Raw genomic sequence first — 23,985 nt, 5'->3', positions numbered from 1 at the left:
AATGCCTGTTGCAATGAAGCAGCACTGTTCAACGGGATAAAAAGACAGCACTCGAAGCTACTGAATGACGGTTTTTAGCGAAAATTTGAGCATAAGAGTGGTTCAATACTACTGTCTAACTAGATCACCCTCAATAACTGGTTTATAGTTTGTAAAGTTAGGAATAGAACAACGTTAAAAACAATACTCAGTCAGACACTTAGGCGAAGGGTAAGAACTCTAAAAAGCGCAAATAAATCTTACTGCTAAGTTCATAAAGGCTGTAAAACGCTAGCTTGATTATTAATGGTTTCAAGGTGGCTTAAGAATAAAAATAAAAGCCAATATTTTCTTCCGTACTGATTGGCTAGAAAATCCGCCCATACGTCTCGGGTGGTAAAGACGCTTGAGGGCATATAGGACTGCTATGAAATTGCATTTGACGGGCTTACTTTTACTAACACTTTGTTTGTCTGGCCCTATTATCACTGTAGATGCACAAGAACGCGCTACCTTCTTAAAAGGTCCCAAAGACGCAACTGATCAGTATTCGGGCCTAGAATATGGCCCTATCGACGCCAACGATACTCTATGGCGTATTGCCGAGCGTTACCGCCAAAACAATAACCTGAGTGTATATCAGGTTATGACCGCTATTTACGAGCTCAATCCAAACGCATTCGAAAACGGCAATTTAAATTTATTAGTTGATGGTGCGGTATTAAAGTTACCATCAGAGCGGTATATCGCCAGAATTGATAAGCAAAAAGCCCAGATGCGCGCTGAGCAGGATGATAGAGCATTTGCTGAAATGCTTAATAAACCTGGCAGTAGCGTGAGAAACATCAAGCCTGCATCTCCTTTAGTCAATCAACAAGACTTGACGCAAACCCAAACTGATATTGAGCAGAAAATCACTCGCTTGGATCAGGAGCAAACCAGACAATTCGACGAACTGCGTATGCAGTTTGCAGCCTCACTGGAAAATGTTGAAGCGATTCTTAACGAAAACAGACGCTTGTACGAGCGTGTTGAGGCTGTTAATGGCGAGCTAGAAACCTTGCGTGGGCAAGTCGAAGGTGATGTTAAGAGCCAGCTTGATATGCAAGTGGCGCTTCAGCAAGAATTGCTCGACATGATCAAGGCCGAGCAAGCGCAGCGCGAAGCAGAAAAGCAGTCTTCGTTTTTAAGCGCACTTACCAGCCCTTTGAGTCTAATTATAGGCTCGGCAATTCTGTCACTATTGTTGGTTGGTGGCCTTATCATGTGGCTGCTCAAACGCAACAGTAAGCCTGAAGAAGCGCCTGCAGCTGCCCCGACGATTACAGCTGATAATGATGAAGTGCCGGTACCTGATTCTGACATTGGCGATCTATCAAGCGCATTGGCATCCGATTTTGATGATAAAGCAGAGTTATCAGATGACGATTTATTTAATGACGACGACTTGCTCGATGACGTACTTACCTCAGATTTAGAAGAAAGCCTAGATGATGAGTTAGAAACCTTCGCCGACCTTGAGGACGATATGTTGGTGCCAGACGATGGCAGTGATGACTTGTTTGAGGCAGGCGATGATGAACTAGATCAAAGCGAACTGGATAGCCTGTTCGACGACGATGACTTGTCAGATAAAGTATTAAACGAAAACGACGCAGACGACCTTGAAGGCTTTGACCTTTCGGGGGATGACGACATCTTTGATGAAGATGCTGAAGAGGGCGAGCCAGAGACGGCGGTTGCTGAAGAGCCTGCATCGGCAGATGACGACGATTTTGACATCGACGACTTACTCGATAATGTTCAAAGCCAAGAAACAACAGAATCTGAAAGTGACGAGCTAGATGAGTCGGGCGACGTAGACCCTGACGATATCCTTGCCGAGGTTAACGGAACTGCAGAATCTGAAAATGTTGACGAAGACGATATCGACGCATTGCTTGCTAGTTCGGTTGATTCATTGCCTGACACCGAAGAAGACGACGGTTTAGAAAGTGTTGCATCATTGCCGAGCGTAGAAGATGAAGACGATAAGCCTGAAATCAGTATTGACGATTTGCTAGAAGAACACGGCGTTGATGCAGGCCTTACTGATGAGCTAGATAGCAACGATGACCTTATCAATGAGGATATGCTGAGCAAGCTAGATGATGAGATTAATCAGCAAAACAAAGAAATAGATAAAATCACCGACGATTTGCTAAACGAAATTGAGCAAATCGAAATGATGGGTGGTCTAGGCGACGAATATGACGAAGACGAAGATGACATTGAAGAAGAAATAACAACTTCTTCGCCGTCGCCGCAGTCGATCCAGAGTCTTGATGCCATTACTGATGATTTGGACGAAATTGTCACTGACGAAATAGAAACTAACGCGGACTTCAGTGACCCTCTTTCCGATGAGCTTATTGCAGAGTTACAGGCGGAAGATGAGCTTGCTGAAGAGCCCTCAGCGGATCAAATGCCCTCAGCGGATCAATTGACCTCAGCAGAGCAAGAGCATTTAGAGGATGAAAATAACTCGGCTGATGACGAGGCTGAAGAAAATGACCCAAGCGCATTACCTTCTGATAGTGAAGAAGACGGTGACTTTGACGACCCGTTTACCGACGAGTTACTTGCAGAGCTAGAAGCAGAATTGGAAGGTGAGCCTGAAGTTAGCCCCGAACCTCATGATGAAGATTTGGACCTTGGTGATGCCGAAAGCGAAGAAAACGACGATGATTTTAGCGACCCGCTAACTGACGAGCTGCTTGCTGAATTAGAAGCTGAAGAATCTAAAGGCAGTGAAGATGTAGATCTGCTGACAGACGAGCTACTTTCTGAACTTGAATCCGAAATAGAACCTGATGATGAAACAGACGCAGAGTTTGAATCTGAAGTCGAGGTTGAGTCAGAAGGTGAAGTGGCACTTGAGTCTGAGCCAGAGCCAGAATTTGGCACTGAAGTAGAAGCAGAACAAGACGCTGAGATTGAGCCTGAATTAGAGGCGGAACTTGAGTCTGAGCCAGCGCCGGAATCAGAGCTAGAGTTTGAAGCTGAGCCTGAGCTTGAATCTGAATTAGAACAGGATATCGATTCTGAAACAGAACAAGACCAGGAATCAGAAGATAACGTTGAAACTGAAACTGAAGCTGAGCCTGAAGCCGACTCGGAAGATGAAGCAGAGCTAGAGGCGGAAGCCGAAGGTGAAACGGAGTCAGAACTAGATTCAGAGCCAGAATTTGCCACTGAAGTAGAAACAGAACAAGACGCTGAGATTGAGCCTGAATTAGAAGCGGAACTTGAGTCTGAGCCTGAGCCGGAATCAGAGCTAGAGTTTGAAGCTGAGCCTGAGCTTGAATCTGAATTAGAGGAGGATATCGATTCTGAAACAGAACAAGACCAGGAACCAGAAGAAAAAGCTGAACCTGAAGCCGACTTGGAAGATGTACTAGAGCTAGAGGCGGAAACCGTAGGTGAAACGGAGTCAGAACTAGATTCAGAGCCAGAATTTGGCACTGAAGTAGAAGCAGAACAAGACGCTGAGTTTGAGCCTGAATTAGAAGCGGAACTTGAGTCTGAGCCAGCGCCGGAATCAGAGCTAGAATTCGAAGCTGAGCCTGAGCTTGAACCTGACTTAGAACAGGATTTCGATGCTGAAACAGAACAAGACCAAGAGCAAGAAGAAAAAGTTGAACCTGAAGCCGACTTGGAAGATGAACTAGAGCTAGAACCTGAAGCCGAGACAGAACTAGAGCCAGAAACTGACGTAGAGCCAGATCCCGAAACCGTCGATGAAGACGCCGAAGAAAGAGCGGAGGAAACGTCAGACGATCCACTAGATGACGCTATTGAAGCGTTTGAAAGGCAAATGATGGATGATATCCCTTCGTTCAGTCAGATGGATACGGAAGAGCCTTTAGCGGGAGAAGAGCCCTCAGCGCAGGAAAAGCCTTCGGCGCCAACAGAGCAATCGGAAGATGCTTCAGCAGAAGACAGCGATGAATACGACGACAGCCTTCTAAACGCTGCTTATGACGAAATAGAAAGCTTTGAATTAGAGCAAGAAATTGACGGCGTAGTAGACGGTGAAGATGAAGATGAAGAGTTATTATCAAAATCTGACGCTGACGAAGATTCAAGTTCACCTGAAACAGCTGATTCAAACCAGCGCGACTCAGATGAGAATAAAGAAGACTTTAACGAACTTGACGATGTTCCAGGTCTTGACGACTGGTTGTCTGCTTCCGGTGACGATGACCATGTAGACGACAACGAGATTCTTGACGATCTTGACAGTGCGGAATTCGATGAGCTTCTTCAAAGTCTTGAGTCAGACACCATAGTCGATACAAGTGAAATCGAAAGTGATGACGGTCAGGAGCCAGAAGAATCTTTGGCAGACAGTGAAGAAGATACTTTCGAACTTGAGCAGGAAGATGATGAAGCCACATTCGAGTTAGAAGAGAGTGACGACAACCTTGGATTCGACGAAAGCGATGATACGTTTGAACTAGACGAAGAAGATGAAACCTTTGAGCTAGACGAAGATGGCGCTTATGAGTCTGAGCAAGAAGACGACGAAGATACTTTCGCCCTTGAAGAAGATGATTCGGAGCTTGCATTAGACGACCTTGAAATTCCAGATGATGTGGAATTGGATATTGCCACACCAACTGAAATTGAAGAGGACGAACAAGACGCTCAATCCGCTGAGACTGAAAAGGCTCAAGAGGATGACCTTAAACTCGATAACCCTGATTTAGATCTCGCTGCCTTACTTAGTGATGTCGACGGGGAAAGTGATGCTCAAACGCCTCCAGACGACTTCCTTGATGTGGAGGCTTTAATGGACGATGGCGATGATGCAGATGCTATTGACCCAGATAGCCAAGCACTAGATCTTGATGTGAGTTTATCTGACTTCACAGGTGTATCTGATGAAGACACGGTGATTGACATAGATAAAGACGCAGGACAAAACGCTAACTTGGATTTGGCTCGTGCTTATATTGAAATGGACGATGTAGACGCTGCAAAAGAGTTACTTGAAGAAGTGATGGAAGAGGGTAGCGAAGAACAAAAACAGGAAGCAGCAGCGATTTTAGCGAATATTGCCTAAGTAATCTTTACGGACACGCATAATAGATTGTTCGCTAGACGTAATGAACGGCCTGTATATTTAAAAGATATACAGGCCGTTTTTGTTTTAGGCGATGTACATTCATTTTCTATGAGCGAAAAGGGTTTTGCGTATTAGCAGCATTGCATGTTGCAAGCGACATGACTACACTTAGCGCCTTTTCAGAAACGGGGTAAAACAGATATGGGGCGAATTGCCTTAGGGATTGAATACGACGGTGCTGCTGTATACGGATGGCAACGCCAACGTGAAGTACCAAGTGTTCAAGAACATCTTGAAAAGGCACTATCGACAGTAGCCAACCAACCCATTGAAGTGCAATGCGCTGGACGTACCGATGCTGGTGTACACGCTACTGGGCAAGTAGTTCACTTTAACTGCGATGCGCCACGCTCAGAGCGCGCTTGGACACTCGGTGTTAATGCGAACCTACCAAATTCTGTTGCGGTTACTTGGGCAAAGAACGTCAGTGATGACTTCCATGCGCGTTTTTCTGCTACCCATCGCCGCTATCGTTACGTTATTCATAATGCGAAAATGCGCCCAGCTATTCTCCATTCCGGTGTTACCCATATTCACCGCGAATTAGATGAGAAAAAAATGCATGTTGCCGCACAAGCCTTGCTAGGCGAGCAAGACTTTACCTCGTTCCGCGCAGCGCTTTGCCAAAGTAAAACGCCATTTCGCAACGTTACTGATGTAAGCGTATATCGCCAAGGGCGATACGTTATAATTGATATTCGAGCCAATGCTTTCTTGCATCATATGGTTCGCAATATCACGGGCGCGCTTGTTGAGATTGGGGCAGGGGAGCAAGACGTAAATTGGATAGCTCACTTGTTAAGCCTGAAAGACAGAAGTAAATCTGCAGCCACGGCGAAGCCAAATGGGTTGTACTTGGTTGACGTCACTTACCCCGACGAGCATGGTTTACCTAAGCCGCCTTTAGGACCACTATTCCTTCCAGAAGCCTAATCTATCTACCTTCGTCTTTAAATTTTTCAATCTGAGTTAGCTGCACATCGCCTAGCAGTTAACTCAGGTTGAATTGAAGCGTGTATCTTTAAATCATCCCTTGCCAACTTCTAAGACCAGTTTTGTTTTTTCCATTTCGTTGTATTGTGGTCTAATAGCGCGCTATATTAGGTAGCTGTTCTATTGTGTTACGTATTTTTTCTTTGTAATACAGTATGAAACTTAAAAAATTAATGTGTTGTTGACCACAAGTATGAACAAACATCAATCGTCATGGTCGGCAAACAAAAAACAAAGGATTCAATTTCCATGAGCTGGATTCAAAAAATTCTTCCTCGCACGCAAACATCAACCAAGGGTAACGTACCAGAAGGTATCTGGACGAAGTGTGGTTCATGCCAAGCAGTGCTGTATAAGAGCGAACTGGAAAAACTTCAGGAAGTTTGCCCTAAATGCGACCATCACATGCGTATTACGGCGCGCCGCCGTATCGATGCGTTCTTAGACGATGGCGATCGCGTTGAGTTAGGTGCAGAGCACGAGCCACAAGACGTACTTAAATTCAAAGACTCTAAGCGTTATAAAGACCGTATTGTTGCTGCACAGAAGGCAACAAACGAAAAAGACGCACTAGTGGTAATGCAGGGCAAGCTAAAAGGTATGCCGGTAGTGGTTGCGTGTTTTGAGTTTGCGTTTATGGGCGGCTCAATGGCATCAGTAGTAGGTGCTCGCTTCGTTGCTGCTGTGAATGCATGCTTAGAAAACGATATGCCGCTTATTTGCTTTAGTGCAAGTGGTGGTGCGCGTATGCAAGAAGCACTGATGTCGCTAATGCAAATGGCTAAAACATCTGCAGCGCTTGCCAAAATGAGTAAGAAAGGCCTGCCTTATATCAGTGTACTTACAGACCCTACAATGGGTGGTGTATCTGCAAGTTTGGCAATGCTTGGTGACGTAAACGTGGCCGAGCCAAAAGCGCTTATCGGCTTCGCGGGCCCTCGTGTAATCGAACAAACAGTAAGAGAAAAGCTGCCTGAAGGTTTCCAACGCAGTGAATTCCTTGTTGAGAAAGGTGCAATTGATATGATTGTTGACCGCAGAGATATGCGTGATAGATTACACAGCCTGTTGGTAAAGTTGCATTATAAGAATTAGTGAATAACGAAAACAATCTAAATACTGGCTCAGCGCCACACGCAGAAAACGCCTCAGCGTCTTCACCTTCGCAAAAAAGCCTGAGCCAGTGGTTATCCTACCTAGAATCTATTCATCCTAGCGCCATCGATATGGGGCTAGACAGAGTGAAAGAAGTGGCCAATGCCATGGGACTTTCGCTTAGCCAGTCTTTGGTTATTACTGTAGCAGGCACTAACGGTAAAGGCACAACGTGTCGCTTACTCGAACAGGCCATGCTATCGCAAGGAAAAAGTGTTGCGGTATACAGTTCACCCCATTTAACCGACTATCGTGAACGCGTGCGCTACAACGGCGAATTACCGCCTGCAAGTGAATTTGTAAATGCATTTGAGTTTGTTGAAAACGCGCGGAAAGACACGGGTAGCGAACCTATTACCTTAACTTACTTTGAGTTTGGTACGCTGGCTGCCATGAAAATGATGCAGTCATGGGCTGTTGATGTGGTCATTCTTGAAGTAGGCCTAGGCGGACGTTTGGATGCCACCAACATTATTGATCCCGACCTTGCTGTTATTACAACTATCGATCTTGACCATCAAGATTGGCTTGGCAATACCCGCGAAAAAATTGCTCGGGAAAAAGCGGGGATCATGCGCAAAAACGGTAATGCTGTGGTTGGTGAGCTGTTTCCTCCATCATCGCTTTACGATGTGGCAAACGAGCTACAAGCAAACGTGCGATGGGCTACACAAGATTTCGAAACAGTAGTAGCAAGTGATTACAGTGAGTGGAGCTGGAAAGGGAAGAGCAATAGCTATGCGTCTCTACCTTACCCTAAAATTCCACTTCAAAATGCGAGTACTGCGTTGGCAGCGCTGGAACTTTTAGACTTGCTACCCGAAGAACTTGTGGTTAGAGATATTATTGAAAATACCACCATGCCTGGGCGTCAGCAGACTATCAGTGAATCACCCCTCGTAGTTGTTGATGTTGCCCATAATCCACAGGCTACGACAGCTATGCAAGATTGGCTAAATCGTTACGATGTAAGCCAAATGCGTATTGTGGTGGGCATGCTAAAAGATAAGTCTATTGCAGAGACCTTAGCGCCACTGGCGGCACTTAATGCCAAGTGGTACGTAGCATCAACAAGTGGTCCTCGGGGCTGTAAGGCAGAAGTACTTGAAAATGCACTTGTTAATGCCGGCACAACCATAGAGAATATAGACACGTTTCAGGACGTGGCCTCGGCATATAAGCGCGCGCTTGCAGATTATCAAACTGGTGAACTTATTCTCGTTTTTGGTTCTTTTGTTACCGTAGCAGACGTGCTTGCTGAGCAAAATTAACACGCGCATTGTAGAGTAAAACCGTGTATTCAAGCAGGAGAGCACAGTGACATCGGCATTAAAGAATAGACTGGTGGGGACAATTATTGTTGTCGCCCTAGCGGTTATATTTTTACCAGACTTTCTTGATGGCAAAAAGCAAACAAACAGGGAGCCTTTTGTCTCTGTTCCTGCTAATCCGCCTAAAAAGCCCATCGTAGAGCCTGAATCTTTTCCATCAGAGCGAGTAGCAAAAGCTGCAGTACCAGCGGTTGAAATTGAAGAAGAAACGGCATTAGATGATGAGCCGGTTTCTTCAGGCGCCGGCGACACTGGTACTTCGGACGAAGCCACTGTTGCAAAAGCGCCAGCGGTTAAAGCTTTTGAAGAAGAAGACAAGCTAGCGAGTCAAACGGTTGTAGACACAAAAAGTGATGCTGCCGACGATGATGCCGGTTGGGTTATTCAACTTGGTAGTTTCCGTCACGAGAAAAACGTGAAGGCACTGCTCGCCAAGCTAGAAAAGGCTGGATATCGCGCATTTAGTCGTAAAATTCAAACCAGCTCTGGCCCGCTCAATAAAGTCTTCGTAGGCCCGGATTTAGACAAGAAGAAACTGGAATCGGCACTACCACATTTAAAAGAGCTTACGAGTCTTAAAGGTAAAGTCACCACGTTCAAAGTTGAGTAACGCGTGGTGTTCATCATGCTTGTCGAATTTAGCATGAATGGAGAGGCAGTGATTGGTATTACAGACTAGTAATATTTCTATCTTCTGTTAGAATGCGCGCCATCTCGCCAAAGGCTCGTTGCTTCACAATAAAAAGCAACATCAACGCAATAAAGAGACGATGAACTGGGTAGACTTTTCCATACTGGGTATCATTGCGGTATCTACCTTAATAAGCCTGATCAGAGGGTTTGTTAAAGAAGCCATCTCGCTAGTGGTGTGGTTTGCTGCACTCTTTATTTCAAGCAATTTCTACGCTGACCTCGCCGTTTATTTTACAGCCATTGACGACCCTTATTTAAAAAATGGTGCTGCAATTGCGGCATTGTTTGTCACCACGCTCATTCTGGGCGGCATGATTAATTACGTTATTAGCCAGCTGGTTCAGGCAACAGGCTTGTCTGGCACAGATAGGGCACTAGGTATAGTTTTTGGTGCACTGCGTGGCGTGCTTATAGTTAGCGCATTGCTCTTTTTTATGGACACCTTCACTGGCGCAGCCTCCTCAGATTGGTGGCAATCATCGGTGCTCATTCCCGAGTTTGGTGTCATCATAGAGTGGTTTTTCAGCTATGTGAAAGACTCCTCCAGTTTCTTAAATCCCGCTTGAAATAGGTAACGCACATGTGTGGTATAGTCGGAATAGTTGGTAAAACGCCCGTAGCTCAGTCACTGTACGACGGTCTAACGGTTATTCAACACCGAGGACAGGATGCCGCAGGCATTATGACTATCGACCAAAATATGTTTAATTTGCGCAAGGCAAATGGTTTGGTTCGAGACGTGTTTCATACCCGCCATATGAAAAGGTTGTCTGGCAACATGGGCATTGGTCACGTTCGCTATCCAACAGCGGGTACATCAAGCTCTGCAGAAGCGCAGCCATTTTATGTAAACTCGCCGTTCGGTATTGCCTTTGCTCATAACGGTAATTTGACTAACGCGCATGAGTTACAAGAAGAAGTATTCCGCATCGCACGCCGCCATATCAACACCACCTCAGATTCAGAATTATTGCTTAACATTCTTGCTCATGAATTACAGCAAGTAGCGGGTTTAAGCGTAAGTGCTGAACACATTTTTGAAGTGGTAACGAAAGTTCACAAAAAGATCCGAGGTGCTTACGCAGTCGTTGCAGCCATTATCGGTCAAGGTATTGTTGCGTTTCGCGACCCGCACGGTATTCGCCCTCTTGCGCTAGGTAAGCGTATGAGCGAGTTAGGTGAAGAATGGATGGTGGCATCTGAAAGCGTGGCGCTTGATGCTGTTGGCTTCCAGTTTGTGCGCGATGTAATGCCAGGTGAAGCGGTATTTATTACCGAAGAAGGGCAGTTGCACACCAGACAGTGTGCCGAAAACCCAGTAACCTCTCCGTGTATCTTTGAGTTTGTTTACTTTGCTCGCCCAGACAGCTTTATTGACGGTATCTCAGTTTATGCATCACGCGTAAACATGGGTCGTAAGCTAGGTGAAAAAATTAAGCGCGAATGGGCGGACCTGGATATCGACGTGGTTATTCCTATTCCAGAAACGTCCATGGATGTGGCGCTTCAAATCGCGAACACACTCGATTTGCCATATCGCCAAGGCTTCGTTAAAAATCGCTACATTGGCCGTACTTTCATTATGCCTGGCCAAACTATGCGTAAAAAATCAGTACGTCGTAAGCTAAACGCAATCTCATCTGAGTTTAAAGGTAAGAGTGTACTACTTGTCGATGACTCTATCGTACGCGGGACTACATCAGGTCAAATCATTGAAATGGCGCGAGAGTCAGGTGCGAAGAAAGTGTACTTTGCGTCAGCTGCGCCAGAAATTCGTTTCCCTAATGTGTATGGAATCGATATGCCATCGGCAAACGAACTAATTGCTTATGGTCGTGAAATCGATCAAATTGCAGAGCTCATCCAAGCAGATGGCCTTATCTTCCAAGACATTTCTGACTTGGTGGATGCAGTTCGTGAAGAGAACGAATCTATTCAGCGTTTCGAAACGTCGGTGTTTGATGGTAATTATATTACTGCGGATATCGACCAAGAATACCTTGAGCGAATCGATATGTCGCGCGGTGAAGCTTCAAGAAAAGCGCCAGTGGTGCAAGCAGAGCTTAGCAACCTTGATGTGCATAATATTGATGCCGCTGACTAATGTAAGACGCTCTTTGGAATAACAAAAAGCCGCTTCTTAAAGCGGCTTTTTTAATGCTTTTAATTAATGAAGAAGGTTAGTGAACGAATACCGGTCCGCCGGACAGTCCCCATACCAATACCGAGCCTGTCATTAGGATAACGAGTAACACTAATCCGCATGTCACCACCGAACTTGAGTAAATGAAGCCTTTATCTTCAGGCATATGCATCAAAATAGGCACGCCAGAATAAAGCAAATACACCGAGTAGCTAATACCGACTAACAGAGCCGTCATCACCACCCAAAGTTCAGGGTAAAGACCTGCGAAGCCCACCATAAACAATGGAGTAGCCGTGTACGCTGCAAGTTCTAGCGACTGAGTATAAGTTGGCGTCGCATCAAACGCTTTCGCCAACTCATGAATAAGTACAGCCAACGCGACTACGCCTGCAATTAAGCCAAAATACATGCCTATGCCCATCATAATGGCAGTATTTTCACTAAGGCGTATTATGTCACCAGCACCGATACTCCAGCCTGTATGAGCACTGGAGTAATACGCCACAAGTGAAGGGATAAGTGCTATAAAAGCGATATGGGTAAGCGCGTAAAAATAAGTTTCGTGTTTGGTATCAATGGTTTGCCACTCTTCTTTAGGGTGAGTGTAAATACCAATTAAATGATTCAAAATCATAAAGTCCTGCCTTTTTCACCAACGTTATTATTTTAAAATATTGTTGTAGGGCAGGGAGAACACACGGACAACCCGTAATAACAAGGATACACAACCACGGCGCAAGGCGCCAAACACTGCCGTTAACAATATGTTTACAAAATGAGTGTGCAGCAGAAATCCAAAGCCGTCAATATAAATTGATTAATTTATAAACGGATGTAAAGCGTTAACTTAACTGTGGTGCACCTGAGTGGAAACGCAATTCGTTGTCGTCACTTTCTATCAGCGATTTTTCAACGCTTCCGAAGTGGGCAACGCGCTCTGAAATATCAGTTTTAGCGATTTGTCCAGCAAGAGTAAGGTAGTCTTCGAAGTGTCTGGCCTCAGAGCGCAACAGCGACACATAGAACTTGCCTAAATCTTCGGAAACATAAGGAGCAAGCTTCGCAAAGCGCTCGCACGATCGGGCTTCAATGTAGGCGCCACAAATAAGCTTATCGACAAGCTTTTCAGGTTCATAAGTACGTACGTGACGCAGCAAACCATTGGCGTAACGACTAGATGTTACTGATTTATATTCAAAGCCCAACTCGTGCATAATTTCTAATACTTGGTAGAAATGGTGAAGCTCTTCTTTAATTAGCATGACCATTTTATCTAGCATATCTTTTTTAAACGGGTCTAGCCCTTCAGTGTTAAACACATTTTTGGAAAGGTGCTTAGTATTAAGCGATTGCCAATTGCCTTCGTGGCGGTAAGTGAAGTCTTCGTAAGGTTTCAACCAGCCTAGCAATACCTTACTGGTTTCCTCATCGGCCACATAGCGGCGAAGTAGGTACATGGCCGACTGAGCTGCTTTTAGCTCACAAATTAGGTGGTCGGTAAGGATAACGCGAAGGTTTTCTTCTTTCTGCGCTTCGTCTATCCACGACTGGGGCGTCTCGCAGTGTAAAAAATCATTAATTGGTGAAAGCAGAGACGTGACTTCAGAGGTGGAGATTACAGACATGTTGAAACTCAATTTTAAGTGCTACGGTTTTCAGTTACATTTGAATTTGGCTACTGCTGACGCTAGTCTCGGCAGTATCGAATTATGGGCGTACCAGTTCGATGTTCTGAATTGAGCGCTAATTTTACTTGATACCTACAAGCCCTTACAACTTAAAATCGAGGCCAATAATTTTCAAAATGAATTACCTAGCCCACCTTTTTCTTGCTCGTCCCACCGCCGACTCTCATTTCGGCAATTTACTCGGTGATTTCAGACGAGGTGTTGACATAAGCAGGTTTGGCAATGCAGTTCAGCTAGGTCTTAAAAATCACTACGAAGTCGATAGGTTCACTGATAGTCACACTAGTGTTTTGACTGCGAAGGCGTTATTTCATAAAAGTCGTCGACGTTTTGCACCTGTGGCGCTGGATATCTACTTCGATCACTTGTTAATCAAACACTGGACGTTGTTTACAACACAAAGCTTTGACGACTTTCGAGAACAGAGCTTTTCTTTGTTAGAGCGGCGACTGCCCACTATGCCAAGAACCATGCAGCATAGCGTCGGGCATATGATTACTCACGACTGGTTTGAGGATTATGCTAAAGAAGAGGGGATTGCCAAGGCAATTTCTGTTGTTGCTAAGCGTATTCGTTTCCCCAACACATTTCATCTTGCTGTGGATGATATCAATGCGAACCAAGATGAAATAGAAAAGAGATTTTTGGGCTTTTTCCCAGATCTAATCAAACACATTAATAACAACGGCCCTGAAAATATTTGTCGCTGCTAACCCTTGTTACAGAAATGTATCGAAGAAATTGGTGGTTTTGTCGTTCATTGCTAAGCTGTTACGCGAACAGCGATATAGTAAAGCGACCAATATAAAGACAATGCAAAAACGATAAAACTAACAACACACAAAGACAATAATGATGAATATTCAATTCCTAACTCGAAATACATCGCCCCTATTATTTAGTCAGGGAAATAACAAACGCAAAGCGCCATTGAACCCAGCCTTAGCATGGTTAACCGCGGCGATGATTGCTTTTGTAAGCCTAACTGCCAGTGCTTCAGATAAGGAAGAAAGTCCATCGGCGCATGCTCGCGCCATTAAAATTGACAGCAGTGTAGTAACAGAACACGAAACTAAAATTCTTGGTCAACGTGTAAAGTACAGCGCAACCACAGGTACTCAACCGGTTTGGAATAGTAAAGACGAAGCGGTTGCTACTTTGTTTTACACTTACTACCAGCGAACTGATGTTAAAGAAAATACGAAGCGCCCACTTATTATTTCCTTTAACGGGGGGCCGGGCTCCGCGTCAGTGTGGATGCATGTAGCCTACACAGGTCCACGTATTCTTAATATTGACGAAGAGGGTTATCCGGTTCAGCCATATGGCGTTCAAACCAATCCTTACTCTATTTTAGATGTGGCTGACATTGTCTTTGTTAACCCAGTAAACACAGGGTATAGCCGTGTACTGCCTAAAGCTGATGGCAGCATGCCGTCGCAAGATGAGCAGCAGAAAATGTTTTTCGGCGTAAATGCCGATATTAGCTATTTGGCAGACTGGGTGAATACCTTCGTAACGCGCAATAACCGTTGGCGCTCGCCTAAATACCTTATTGGTGAAAGTTACGGTACGACACGTGTTTCAGGGCTTGCATTAGAACTACAAAACCGCCAATGGATGTACCTAAACGGCGTTGTGCTTGTATCGCCAACTGATATCGGTATAGAGCGCAACGGGCCGGTGAAAGCCGCTAATCGTCTACCTTACTTTGCAGCCGCTGCCTGGTATCACAATAAACTTGAACCGGAATTGCAAAATAAAGATCTCACTGAACTATTGCCTGAAGTTGAAGACTTCACCATTAATACGCTTATTCCTGCTCTGGCCAAAGGTGGCTTCATCGGTGAAACGGAAAAACGGGATGTGCTAAAAAAAATGGCGCGTTATTCGGGTTTAAGTGAAGCGTCCATTGCGCAAAATAACTTAGACGTGAGCACTGCATTTTTCTGGAAAGACTTGCTGCGAGAAGAAGGGAAAACGCTAGGCCGTCTTGATAGCCGCTATTTGGGTATAGATGCCAAGCAAGCCGGCGACCGCCCTGATTATTGGGCAGAGCTAACGTCATGGCTTCATTCGTTCACGCCCGCTATTAATTACTATTTGCGTGAAGAGCTGAACTATAAAACTGATATTAAGTACAACATGTTTGGAAACGTGCACCCGTGGGATAGAAGCAATAATCAAACAGGCGAAAACTTGCGATTAGCTATGGCGCAAAACCCGTATCTGAATGTGATGATTCAAGCTGGCTATTACGACGGTGCAACGAATTACTTCGATGCTAAGTATACAATGTGGCAGCTTGATCAAAGTGGTAACTTAAAAGACCGTTTGAGTTTCAAAGGGTATCGCAGCGGCCACATGATGTACTTGCGCCGCGACGACCTAAAACAGTCAAATCAAGACCTACGTGAATTTATTAAAGCAAGTACGCCGAGCAACGGCGCGCCTGCTATGTATAAGCGGCAATAAAACGTTAATCGCAGTATTGCGTTTACCCGAATTTGTTCATTGTGCGGCTATAGTTGCTATCATTTCTTAAAGATACGACTATGGCCGCTGATGACCGCGAATAACTTGTAAGTTCACCTTTTACTTAAAGTTATACGCTTAGCTAAATTTCATTAGTTCTTCCAGCTATTTCTTTACCCTTTATCTTTGCCTGCAATAGATACACTCGCTTCTTTGAGTCGCACTAAACATTCAGCGCAGCGTGCTTTTAACATGTCTCTTAATAATCTAACCGCCAGAGTAATCGACTGTCGGCTTGGGCAAATTAGCCAAAGTTGAGTAGGTTTTGGTTGGTAATCAGGTAATAGCGTAAGAAGGCGACCATGTATAATATCGTCGCATATGTCCAAACCAGATTTAACCGCAACCCCTTTGCCCGCTACAGCCCACCGTCTTACCATTTCACCGTCGTTTGCCGTTCTGTTGCCCTGCATTTTTATTTTTAGCGGCTTGCCTTTGTGCAAAAGTTCCCATTCGTTATACACCTTGTCGTGCAATTGATAAAAAAGCCCATTGTGCAACTGTAAGTCTTCTAAGTTCTCGGGGGCTCCATGGCGGGCAATATAGGAAGGAGAAGCAACAAGAAGCCTAGGAACATCACAAATTTTAAAGCCGTAAACGCTCGCATCATCTGGCGAACCGTATCTCAGCGCTAGGTCGATGGGGTCGCGGTAAAAATCAATGTTACTGTCATTCAAATTAAGTTTTACACTTACTTTGTCATGCTCATCCATGAAGTCATCAAGCCATGGAGCCACTACGTTTCTTCCTAAATCAGACGACAAACCCAGCCGCAATTCACCCTCAATAATACCGGTGTCACCTTTCAGGTTTTGCTTAGCGTTTGTCAGCATCAACATGGCCTGTTCGCATGTAGGTAAAAAACGTTCACCTGCAGAAGACAATCTGAGCGAGCGCGTTGTGCGTACAAACAGCTCTGCGCCAAGGGATTGTTCCACCCTTTTGACAGCAGCACTTGCCGTTGCGGTGCGCATGTTCAAATGGGTCGCTGCTGCGGTGATGCTTCTGAATTTGGCAACTTTTAATACTACGGTTAAGTCATCGAATAGCATAGATTTTCAAATATTATTTGATAATGTTTCTTTTATTGTGCTGTTTATCGGAATTTAATCAAGCGTATGATGAAGGTATAACTCAAAGGAGAGACGAACAATGAAAGCTATCGGCTTTACCCAATCACTTGATATCAATGAACCCAATGCATTAATGGACATTGAAGTTGAAAAGCCCTTCGCGTCGGGTCGGGACTTACTTGTTAAAATTAATGCTATAGCAGTTAATCCTGTCGACTATAAAATTCGACATCGCGTAAACCCAGAGGGTGGTGAGCCTAAAATACTTGGCTGGGATGCAGTGGGCGAAGTGGTTGATATTGGTGCAGATGTTACCGAATTTGCCGTTGGAGACAGAGTTTATTACGCGGGCGATCTTACCAGAGCCGGCTCAAACGCTGAATTTCAATTAGTTGATGAACGCATTGTGGGTAAAGCACCGAAGTCTTTGTCAGACAGCGATGCTGCGGCGCTACCACTAACCACAATTACCGCGTACGAATTGTTATTTGATCACCTCGCACTGAAGCAGCAAAGTGAAAAAAGCGATGAGGTTGTGCTTGTGGTAGGCGCAGCTGGTGGCGTAGGTTCTATTATGCTGCAATTGCTTAAAGTACTAACGGGAGCCACCGTGATTGCTACTGCCTCGCGTGAAAGCTCGAAAAGCTGGGTACAGGAGTTAGGTGCCGACTACGTAGTGGATCACAGTAAGCCCATGGCTGAGCAAATCAAGGCATTAGACATTGGTGAAGTGACGCATGTCGCAAGTTTAAATAACACACACCAGTACATTGATAGCTTTGTTGAAGTTATGAAGCCGAAGGGCAAACTGGCGCTAATTGACGACCCAGAAAGTCTTGATGTAGCCAAGCTTAAACAAAAGAGCTTGTCACTTCATTGGGAGTTTATGTTTACGCGCTCAATGTTTGAGACCGACGATATGGCAGAGCAAAGCCGTCTACTTACTCAGGTAGCATCGCTTATTGACGAAGGCAAAATTAGAACTACCGTTGGCAAACACTTAGGTAAAATTAACGCTGCTAACTTAATCGACGCTCACAAAATTTTAGAAGAAGGGCGCGCCATCGGTAAGTTGGTTCTAGAGGGCTTTTAACAACGAAATTTCGAAAAGTTTACGTTATAGGGGGGCGAAAGTTGCTCCCCTAACAAAGGTCGAAATCTTGCTTAGTTGAAGGCGCTTTAAACTGGACACGTGTAAAACTTTCTTCTCAAATTGTAAGATTGTCATTTTTTCGCCAGCTTGTTTTTTAAATTACTGATTATTTTGAGTTTTTATATGGACTCTAATTTGCTGTGATTGGTAGACATTCATTAAATAACGATGAGATGTGTGTTTAACTTTTACGACAAGGAACAATCATGGCTGAATCATTTAAGTATGAAGGAAACAAAGGACAGGGCGGCGAACTACATCAAAAGGCGGGCGACGGATACCCGGTCATGACGACCGCGCAAGGCTGTCCCGTGCACGACGATCAAAATTCGTTGAAAGCGGGAGTTAGAGGCCCTACGACTCTCGAAGATCATGTAATGCGTGAGAAAATTTTCCATTTCGATCATGAGCGAATTCCAGAGCGCGTAGTTCATGCGAGAGGATATGGAGCCCATGGCTATTTTGAGACATATGAGTCTTTATCCGATATTACTTGCGCCGATATTTTTCAAGAAAAAGGTAAGAAAACACCTGTATTTACGCGTTTCTCGACGGTTGCAGGTAACCAAGGTTCTCCTGACCTTGCTAGGGATGTTCGAGGCTTTGCCGTAAAATTCTACACACAGGAAGGCAACTGGGACTTAGTTGGTAACAACATTCCAGTATTCTTCATTCAGGACGCGATTAAATTTCCCGACTTGATCCATTCAGCGAAACAAGAGCCGGATAGAGGTTTTCCTCAAGCTCAAACAGCCCATGATAACTTTTGGGATTTCGCAAGTTTAAGCCCAGAGTCCACGCATATGTTGATGTGGGCAATGTCAGATCGCGCTATTCCTCGCTCATTCCGTTTTATGGAAGGCTTCGGCGTTCATACGTTTAAGCTCATTAATGCAAAAGGTGAGATGAAGTACGTTAAGTTCCACTGGAAACCAAAACAGGGTCTTCAATCGGTTGTTTGGAATGAAGCACTTAAAATCAATGGTGCAGATCCAGACTTTCATCGTAGAGATTTATGGAACGCTATTCTTGCCGGCGATTTCCCAGAGTGGGAGCTTGGTATGCAGATCTTTGACCAAGAATTCGCGGACAACTTTGAATTTGATGTACTAGATGCTACTAAACTCATTCCAGAGGAACAGGTGCCCGTTAAGATAGTGGGTAAAATGGTTCTAAACAAAATGGTAGATAATTTCTTTGCCGAGACAGAGCAGGTCGCATTCTGTACACAAAATATTGTACCAGGTATCGATTTTACCAATGACCCACTATTACAAGGTAGAAATTTCTCTTATCTAGACACTCAGCTTAAGCGTCTCGGAAGTACTAATTTCACTCATTTGCCTATAAATGCCCCTAAGTGCCCAATGCGCCACTTCCAGCAAGATGGTCATATGGCTATGCACAATCCGAAGGGAAGAGTGAACTACGAACCTAACTCGTGGGAAGGTGATGAGAATAACCCTCGCGCTTGTCCGGCTCACGGGTTCCAATCTCATAGTGAAGAAGTCTCAGGTCAAAAAGTCCGCCACCGCTCAGAAACGTTTGCCGACCACTATAGCCAGGCTCGCCAATTCTATTTGAGTCAAACAGAAACAGAGCAAGAGCATATTCGTGATGCTTTCGCGTTTGAGTTGTCTAAAGTAGAAAAGTTAGCTATACGCGAAAGGGTAGTGTCGCACCTATTAAATGTAGATAAAGACCTGGCTAAGGCAGTTGCCGAAGCACTAGGGTTTGAAGAGATGCCTGCGCCAGCCGAGGCCGCCATGCCTACTAGGGACGATCTTGTTAAGTCTGATGCATTGAGCATCTTGAAGAATGCGCCTAATACCTTTAAGGGGCGTAAATTAGGTATTCTGGTAAGCGACGACTTAGATGGAAAAATACTGGAAGCAGTTAAGGATGCATTAGAAAAAGAAGGCGCTATGTTTGAGGTGGTGGCACCTCAAATTGGCGGCGTAGTCTGTGACAAGGGCAAGAAAGTCGATGCGCAACAAAAAGTAGATGGCGGCCCTTCTGTGCTCTACGATGCAGTATTACTACTGCTTTCAAAATCTGGCGCAAAAACGTTGGCTGAAAAACCCGAAGCTAGAGATTTTGTCTCTGATGCGTTTGCACATAATAAGTTCATTGGTTATACCGATGAAGCAATGCCATTGATTGAAGCAGTGGGTCTTGACAGCAAGATGGACGACGGATTTATTGATGTAGAAAAAAATTCGGCTAAAGACTTTATTAAGACCCTTAGGGAGATTCGTTACTGGGCGAGATAACACAACGCACTTAATCGTAGTTATCTATGGGGACGCTATTTAGCGTCCCTTTTCATTACACACTGATAAATTTCCGCTTTATGGGTTTTTGAATGGTAGCTTGGCAGCCGTTCTATTTTAATTTAAATGTCTAATTTTAGTAACTTTCCAAGGATCATGTGCTTTTTTCGCACAGTGCGCGCTGTCGGAGTCAACCTGCCATGGTATACCTTCACAGCTTCACTAGTGTTCTACCGGTTACCTGTCCGTTTAGAATTGCATCAATCTTTGTGCTTATATCACCTAACGGGATCTCTTGAGTAAGTTCGTCAAGACAGTCCAGCTTCCATTCGCTAGCAAGCTTGTCCCACAACCTCAAACGAGGTGGCATAGGGCACTGCACAGAGTCGATACCGAGAAGCGACACGCCTCGTAAGATAAACGGAAATACGCTTACGTTAAGTTCAGCAGATGCGGTTAGGCCACAGCACGTTACTGTGCCGCCATATTGTGTCGCTTTAATTGCCTGCGCTAAATATTCACCGCCTACCGTATCAATAGCGCCAGCGTATAGCTCTTTTAACATAGGGCGTTCTTTATTTTCTAATAACTCGTCGCGGGTTATCACTTTGCTCGCCCCCAGTGCTTTTAAGAATGCCTCATGCTCCTTTTTTCCGGTACATGCCACTACCGAATACCCCGCTTTAGCTAGCAGTGCTACAGCGACCGACCCCACGCCGCCAGTGGCTCCTGTGACTAATACGTCGCCCTTTTTTGGAGTAACGTAATGTTCAACCAAGCCTTGTACCGATAGCCCAGCGGTAAAGCCTGCGGTACCAATAACCATAGACTCTCTCAACGTAAGGCCATTTGGTTTAGCTACCGCCCATTCACTTGGAATTCTTATGTACTCACCAAAGCCTCCTGAGGTATTCATACCGAGGTCAAATCCAGTGACAATAACTTCATCGCCTTCTTTAAAGCGATTGTCATCACACGATACCACTGTGCCTGCTGCATCAATTCCTGGGGTATGAGGAAAGTTTCTGCTCACACCTGGGTTGCCGGTTGCTGACAGTGCATCTTTGTAGTTAAGCGATGAATAATGCACCTTAATGAGTAGCGAGCCTTCAGGCAAATCATCAAGTGAGCGTTGCGTTACGTTGCGCGTGAAGGATTTATCTTCCTGTTTTTCTACAAGCAAAGCTTTAAACGATGTCATACCTGTCTCCGTTAGTCGAATGATTACGCTACCCATTGTGACAATATATAAACTTTGCGCAAGTATGCACTTTTTAGTAGGGTAGTACCCTAAAAGATACTATTGGCGTGATGTAAACCCTTTGTTCGATTGATTGCTTGGACAAAGCGCACCTACATCAATGCTGACGTCAATAACAGTGCCTGTTACGTAGTAAATATGAACGTAGTTACTCTACGAGGGAGTAGTATGACCGCAACTTTGAACAGTGTAGTGGCAGAGGAAAGTGCTGTGACATCAGACATTGATAATAACGCCGTCCTAAAAAGCCAGAAACAAGATAATGCGCCCAATGCTGCAGAAAATACGAACGACTCAAATCAATACATTTGTGGCGTAGCAGTATCCCTTGAGATAATAGGCGGTAAATGGAAAGGGGTTATTTTGTGGCACCTTTGCCATAAAACGCTACGTTTCAGTCAGTTGCGTAGACGATTGCAAGGCGTTACCCAAAAAATGCTTACACAGCAGCTAAGAGAGTTAGAGCGTGATGGGTTGGTAAACAGGAAAGTGTATGCAGAAGTGCCCCCTCGTGTAGAGTATTCTCTTACCGATTTAGGCCGTACACTAGAGCCAACTTTACGTCAGCTATGTGACTGGGGTAGGGCGTATAACGACGACTACAGATAAAACACCAACAAAACATGATACGTCGTTTAGGTAAACGAGTACTGAGTTAATTCATAACAATAGCGGTTCTTCTGATGGGGCTTTCAATACTTAAATCGTAATGGCTAATACAAGGTTTACGTGCCGCTAATGCGTTTAAGCGCATTGACGGCACGTGTTAATTTCTAAATAGCTGAACGCTAAGTAGCTAAGCTAACGCTAGAGAGTGCGTTTTAACCAAGTAGTGAGTCGATTGACAACACACTTTCTTCACCATTATCCACTGTATGAACAGTTGCATCCATTGTGCTGAAATTAACATTTAATGAAGCTGCGTCATCGCCTTTTTTCCACGAAAGCGCCAATACATTGTTGACGTAACTCACATCAAAGTTGCCATTGAACGCAGGGCTTTCGTTTCTTAGCCTAATAAGCTGCATCAAACCTTTAACCACTGGCTTTTCAACGGCTTCTTTCACCATGGCAGTAGACAAGTATGGGCGGTTAATGTCGCGGCCAACATTGGTTTTAGCAAGTAAAGCCATGTCGTTTTCAACAGCAAGCAAACCTCCGTAATAAACCTGAGGAATACCCGGGCTAAAGAACTGTATGGCGCGCGCAACCAAATAGGCAAAGTTATCTTTACCTAACGCGTCGTAGTATGTGCAGTTGACCTGATAAAGATCGACATTATTTGCCGCAGCACCTGTAGCTTTCTTAGACTCGCCATTGGAATTTTCATGTATTTGCTCAACAAGCGCGTTAATCGCATCCGCAGAAAGCAGGCCTGGCTTGGCGCCACTAGCGCCCACATCAACAATGCCGATGCCATCGTGAGTATCAAGCACGGTAAAGCAGTTTCGTGGCGAAATGGACAGCCAGTGCGCCAATGCCTCTGCATTTTTAGTAAATAAGGTGTGCAGTACAAGGGGAGGTAAAGCAAAGTCGTAAACACTATCGCAACGTGCGGCAATATCAATCTGTGTTTGATAGTGGCTGTGAATTTCTACCAGACATTGCATACCCATACCACGTGCGCGATTAGATAGCTCTTCGATAAATTCGAAGGTTTCTTCCAGCATAAAACAGTTCGTGCCTGCACGTTTAATTGCGTATCCCGCCGCATCTAATCTTATAAGATCTACATTGCTTTCAGTAAACGATTGAAGAATAGACGATAGATAGTCTTTGCCTAGCTGTGACTCTACATCAATATCAATTTGGTTTGAGGTAAAGGTTGTCCAAAATGGCACAGTTTCGGGGCTGTCAGTTTCTGTGCCTACTTTATAATCGCTAAAAAATGGCGTTGGGCGAGGGCGAAATACTTGCGCAATTTGTTCGTCAATTTGTGCTTGGTCATTGCCCTTAAAAATATCTTCTTTAGTTAGAAACAGTGGCCAATAAGCAGAGTCTCGCCCATTTTTTAGCACGTCTTTAAACGCTTCACTTTGTCCCGACATATGATTGACTATCAGGTCGGCCATGATATCTACCGATTCACCAAGCTTTTTGATGTTGTTCCAATCGCCTAAGCGCTTATCGACCGATGTGTGGTCGATAGGATCAAAGCCTGCGTCTTCGCCATCATAAGGATAATAAAAGGGAAGAACGTGAACACCAGCGAATAGTCCATTTAATGGGCCCTGAAGTACGCTCGTTAGGCTTTCGATGTTGCCATCGCCTAGTCGGTCTGCATAGGTGATTAATTGAACGCCATTGCGTATTGACATGATAACTCTCCAAAATTCAGCATGCGCTTGCTCGTACTTCCATTGTGTATCGCGAGCACACATTACTACGAATTAAGCACTACCAACGTGGTAGGTTCGCTATTGACCATGTATTGGATTTAGCTTAATTCTTAATCTTCTATGATGAGCAATCCAAATTCAGCTGAGATACATAGAAAATCAAATTCTTAATCGATTAAGTTAAGATAGCAAGGGA

The 23,985-nt window shown here is 44.7% G+C and carries 17 protein-coding genes; 12 read left to right on the top strand and 5 right to left on the bottom strand.

Translation table 11 applies throughout. The features are described 5' to 3' along the window. The first annotated feature begins 406 nt into the window (after positions 1–406). The 7 genes from BGK61_RS14735 to purF all read left to right on the top strand — a co-directional run bounded on the left by BGK61_RS14735 (position 407) and on the right by purF (position 11,425). Positions 407–5,086, top strand: a complete 4,680-nt coding sequence (locus tag BGK61_RS14735; RefSeq protein WP_076011731.1) for a FimV/HubP family polar landmark protein — start codon at positions 407–409, stop codon at positions 5,084–5,086. Positions 5,087–5,290: 204 nt separating this feature from the next. Beyond that, on the top strand, positions 5,291–6,082 hold the full coding sequence (gene truA / locus BGK61_RS14730) for a tRNA pseudouridine(38-40) synthase TruA (RefSeq protein WP_014998803.1): 792 nt from the start codon (positions 5,291–5,293) through the stop codon (positions 6,080–6,082). 309 nt (positions 6,083–6,391) lie between these two features. After that, complete coding sequence (gene accD / locus BGK61_RS14725; RefSeq protein ID WP_014949945.1) at positions 6,392–7,237, top strand: acetyl-CoA carboxylase, carboxyltransferase subunit beta; 846 nt, start codon at positions 6,392–6,394, stop codon at positions 7,235–7,237. After that, on the top strand, positions 7,237–8,568 hold the full coding sequence (folC, locus tag BGK61_RS14720; protein ID WP_083648679.1) for a bifunctional tetrahydrofolate synthase/dihydrofolate synthase: 1,332 nt from the start codon (positions 7,237–7,239) through the stop codon (positions 8,566–8,568). Before accD ends, folC begins: the two co-directional genes overlap by 1 nt. A 46-nt stretch (positions 8,569–8,614) precedes the next feature. Then, positions 8,615–9,238, top strand: a complete 624-nt coding sequence (locus BGK61_RS14715) for an SPOR domain-containing protein (protein WP_014998800.1) — start codon at positions 8,615–8,617, stop codon at positions 9,236–9,238. 160 nt (positions 9,239–9,398) lie between these two features. Beyond that, entirely contained in the window at positions 9,399–9,887 is a 489-nt protein-coding gene (locus tag BGK61_RS14710) for a CvpA family protein (protein WP_014998799.1), read from the top strand. Positions 9,888–9,901: 14 nt separating this feature from the next. Then, on the top strand, positions 9,902–11,425 hold the full coding sequence (gene purF, locus BGK61_RS14705; RefSeq protein WP_014998798.1) for an amidophosphoribosyltransferase: 1,524 nt from the start codon (positions 9,902–9,904) through the stop codon (positions 11,423–11,425). A gap of 76 nt (positions 11,426–11,501) precedes the next feature. Here purF and BGK61_RS14700 read toward each other — a convergent pair whose 3' ends face one another. Continuing rightward, positions 11,502–12,101, bottom strand: a complete 600-nt coding sequence (locus tag BGK61_RS14700; protein WP_014998797.1) for a Yip1 family protein — start codon at positions 12,099–12,101, stop codon at positions 11,502–11,504. A 208-nt stretch (positions 12,102–12,309) separates the two neighbouring features. Further along, a complete protein-coding gene (gene miaE / locus BGK61_RS14695; RefSeq protein WP_076011730.1) occupies positions 12,310–13,092 on the bottom strand; it encodes a tRNA isopentenyl-2-thiomethyl-A-37 hydroxylase MiaE in 783 nt (260 codons plus the stop codon). 179 nt (positions 13,093–13,271) lie between these two features. Between miaE and BGK61_RS14690 the strand changes: the two genes are divergently transcribed. Both BGK61_RS14690 and BGK61_RS14685 read left to right on the top strand, forming a co-directional pair. Then, positions 13,272–13,868, top strand: a complete 597-nt coding sequence (locus BGK61_RS14690) for an acyl carrier protein phosphodiesterase (protein WP_076011729.1) — start codon at positions 13,272–13,274, stop codon at positions 13,866–13,868. A 250-nt stretch (positions 13,869–14,118) separates the two neighbouring features. After that, on the top strand, positions 14,119–15,630 hold the full coding sequence (locus BGK61_RS14685) for a S10 family peptidase (protein WP_076011733.1): 1,512 nt from the start codon (positions 14,119–14,121) through the stop codon (positions 15,628–15,630). A 173-nt stretch (positions 15,631–15,803) separates the two neighbouring features. Here the strand turns inward: BGK61_RS14685 and BGK61_RS14680 are convergent, their stop codons facing one another. After that, on the bottom strand, positions 15,804–16,742 hold the full coding sequence (locus tag BGK61_RS14680) for a LysR family transcriptional regulator (protein WP_076011728.1): 939 nt from the start codon (positions 16,740–16,742) through the stop codon (positions 15,804–15,806). 100 nt (positions 16,743–16,842) lie between these two features. On the opposite strand from BGK61_RS14680, the gene BGK61_RS14675 reads away from it, so the two are divergent. Further along, a complete protein-coding gene (locus BGK61_RS14675) occupies positions 16,843–17,856 on the top strand; it encodes a zinc-binding alcohol dehydrogenase family protein (protein ID WP_076011727.1) in 1,014 nt (337 codons plus the stop codon). 266 nt (positions 17,857–18,122) lie between these two features. Continuing rightward, positions 18,123–20,189, top strand: a complete 2,067-nt coding sequence (locus tag BGK61_RS14670) for a catalase (RefSeq protein WP_076011726.1) — start codon at positions 18,123–18,125, stop codon at positions 20,187–20,189. Positions 20,190–20,400: 211 nt separating this feature from the next. Here the strand turns inward: BGK61_RS14670 and BGK61_RS14665 are convergent, their stop codons facing one another. After that, on the bottom strand, positions 20,401–21,390 hold the full coding sequence (locus BGK61_RS14665) for a YhdH/YhfP family quinone oxidoreductase (protein WP_014998792.1): 990 nt from the start codon (positions 21,388–21,390) through the stop codon (positions 20,401–20,403). A 228-nt stretch (positions 21,391–21,618) separates the two neighbouring features. On the opposite strand from BGK61_RS14665, the gene BGK61_RS14660 reads away from it, so the two are divergent. Continuing rightward, positions 21,619–22,059: a winged helix-turn-helix transcriptional regulator gene (locus BGK61_RS14660; RefSeq protein ID WP_014998791.1), complete on the top strand. Its 441-nt coding sequence runs from the start codon at positions 21,619–21,621 to the stop codon at positions 22,057–22,059. A gap of 212 nt (positions 22,060–22,271) precedes the next feature. Here the strand turns inward: BGK61_RS14660 and gtfA are convergent, their stop codons facing one another. Then, complete coding sequence (gene gtfA, locus BGK61_RS14655; RefSeq protein ID WP_076011725.1) at positions 22,272–23,768, bottom strand: sucrose phosphorylase; 1,497 nt, start codon at positions 23,766–23,768, stop codon at positions 22,272–22,274. Positions 23,769–23,985 lie beyond the last annotated feature (217 nt).

This window comes from Alteromonas abrolhosensis (assembly GCF_001953635.1).
Classification (GTDB): Bacteria; Pseudomonadota; Gammaproteobacteria; order Enterobacterales; family Alteromonadaceae; genus Alteromonas; species Alteromonas abrolhosensis.
Note: the sequence above shows the minus strand (reverse complement) of the source record. Positions and strands in the feature narration are given on the sequence as shown.

Bases quoted from the DNA above. Each gene is read 5' to 3' on its own strand.
- purF (WP_014998798.1), top strand. From the start codon at position 9,902: ATGTGTGGTATAGTCGGAATAGTTGGTAAAACGCCCGTAGCTCAGTCA.
- BGK61_RS14675 (WP_076011727.1), top strand. From the start codon at position 16,843: ATGAAAGCTATCGGCTTTACCCAATCACTTGATATCAATGAACCCAAT.
- miaE (WP_076011730.1), bottom strand. From the start codon at position 13,092: ATGTCTGTAATCTCCACCTCTGAAGTCACGTCTCTGCTTTCACCAATT.
- gtfA (WP_076011725.1), bottom strand. From the start codon at position 23,768: ATGTCAATACGCAATGGCGTTCAATTAATCACCTATGCAGACCGACTA.
- BGK61_RS14710 (WP_014998799.1), top strand. From the start codon at position 9,399: ATGAACTGGGTAGACTTTTCCATACTGGGTATCATTGCGGTATCTACC.
- BGK61_RS14700 (WP_014998797.1), bottom strand. From the start codon at position 12,101: ATGATTTTGAATCATTTAATTGGTATTTACACTCACCCTAAAGAAGAG.
- accD (WP_014949945.1), top strand. From the start codon at position 6,392: ATGAGCTGGATTCAAAAAATTCTTCCTCGCACGCAAACATCAACCAAG.
- truA (WP_014998803.1), top strand. From the start codon at position 5,291: ATGGGGCGAATTGCCTTAGGGATTGAATACGACGGTGCTGCTGTATAC.
- BGK61_RS14680 (WP_076011728.1), bottom strand. From the start codon at position 16,742: ATGCTATTCGATGACTTAACCGTAGTATTAAAAGTTGCCAAATTCAGA.
- BGK61_RS14690 (WP_076011729.1), top strand. From the start codon at position 13,272: ATGAATTACCTAGCCCACCTTTTTCTTGCTCGTCCCACCGCCGACTCT.
- BGK61_RS14665 (WP_014998792.1), bottom strand. From the start codon at position 21,390: ATGACATCGTTTAAAGCTTTGCTTGTAGAAAAACAGGAAGATAAATCC.
- BGK61_RS14670 (WP_076011726.1), top strand. From the start codon at position 18,123: ATGGCTGAATCATTTAAGTATGAAGGAAACAAAGGACAGGGCGGCGAA.
- BGK61_RS14685 (WP_076011733.1), top strand. From the start codon at position 14,119: ATGATTGCTTTTGTAAGCCTAACTGCCAGTGCTTCAGATAAGGAAGAA.
- BGK61_RS14660 (WP_014998791.1), top strand. From the start codon at position 21,619: ATGACCGCAACTTTGAACAGTGTAGTGGCAGAGGAAAGTGCTGTGACA.
- BGK61_RS14735 (WP_076011731.1), top strand. From the start codon at position 407: ATGAAATTGCATTTGACGGGCTTACTTTTACTAACACTTTGTTTGTCT.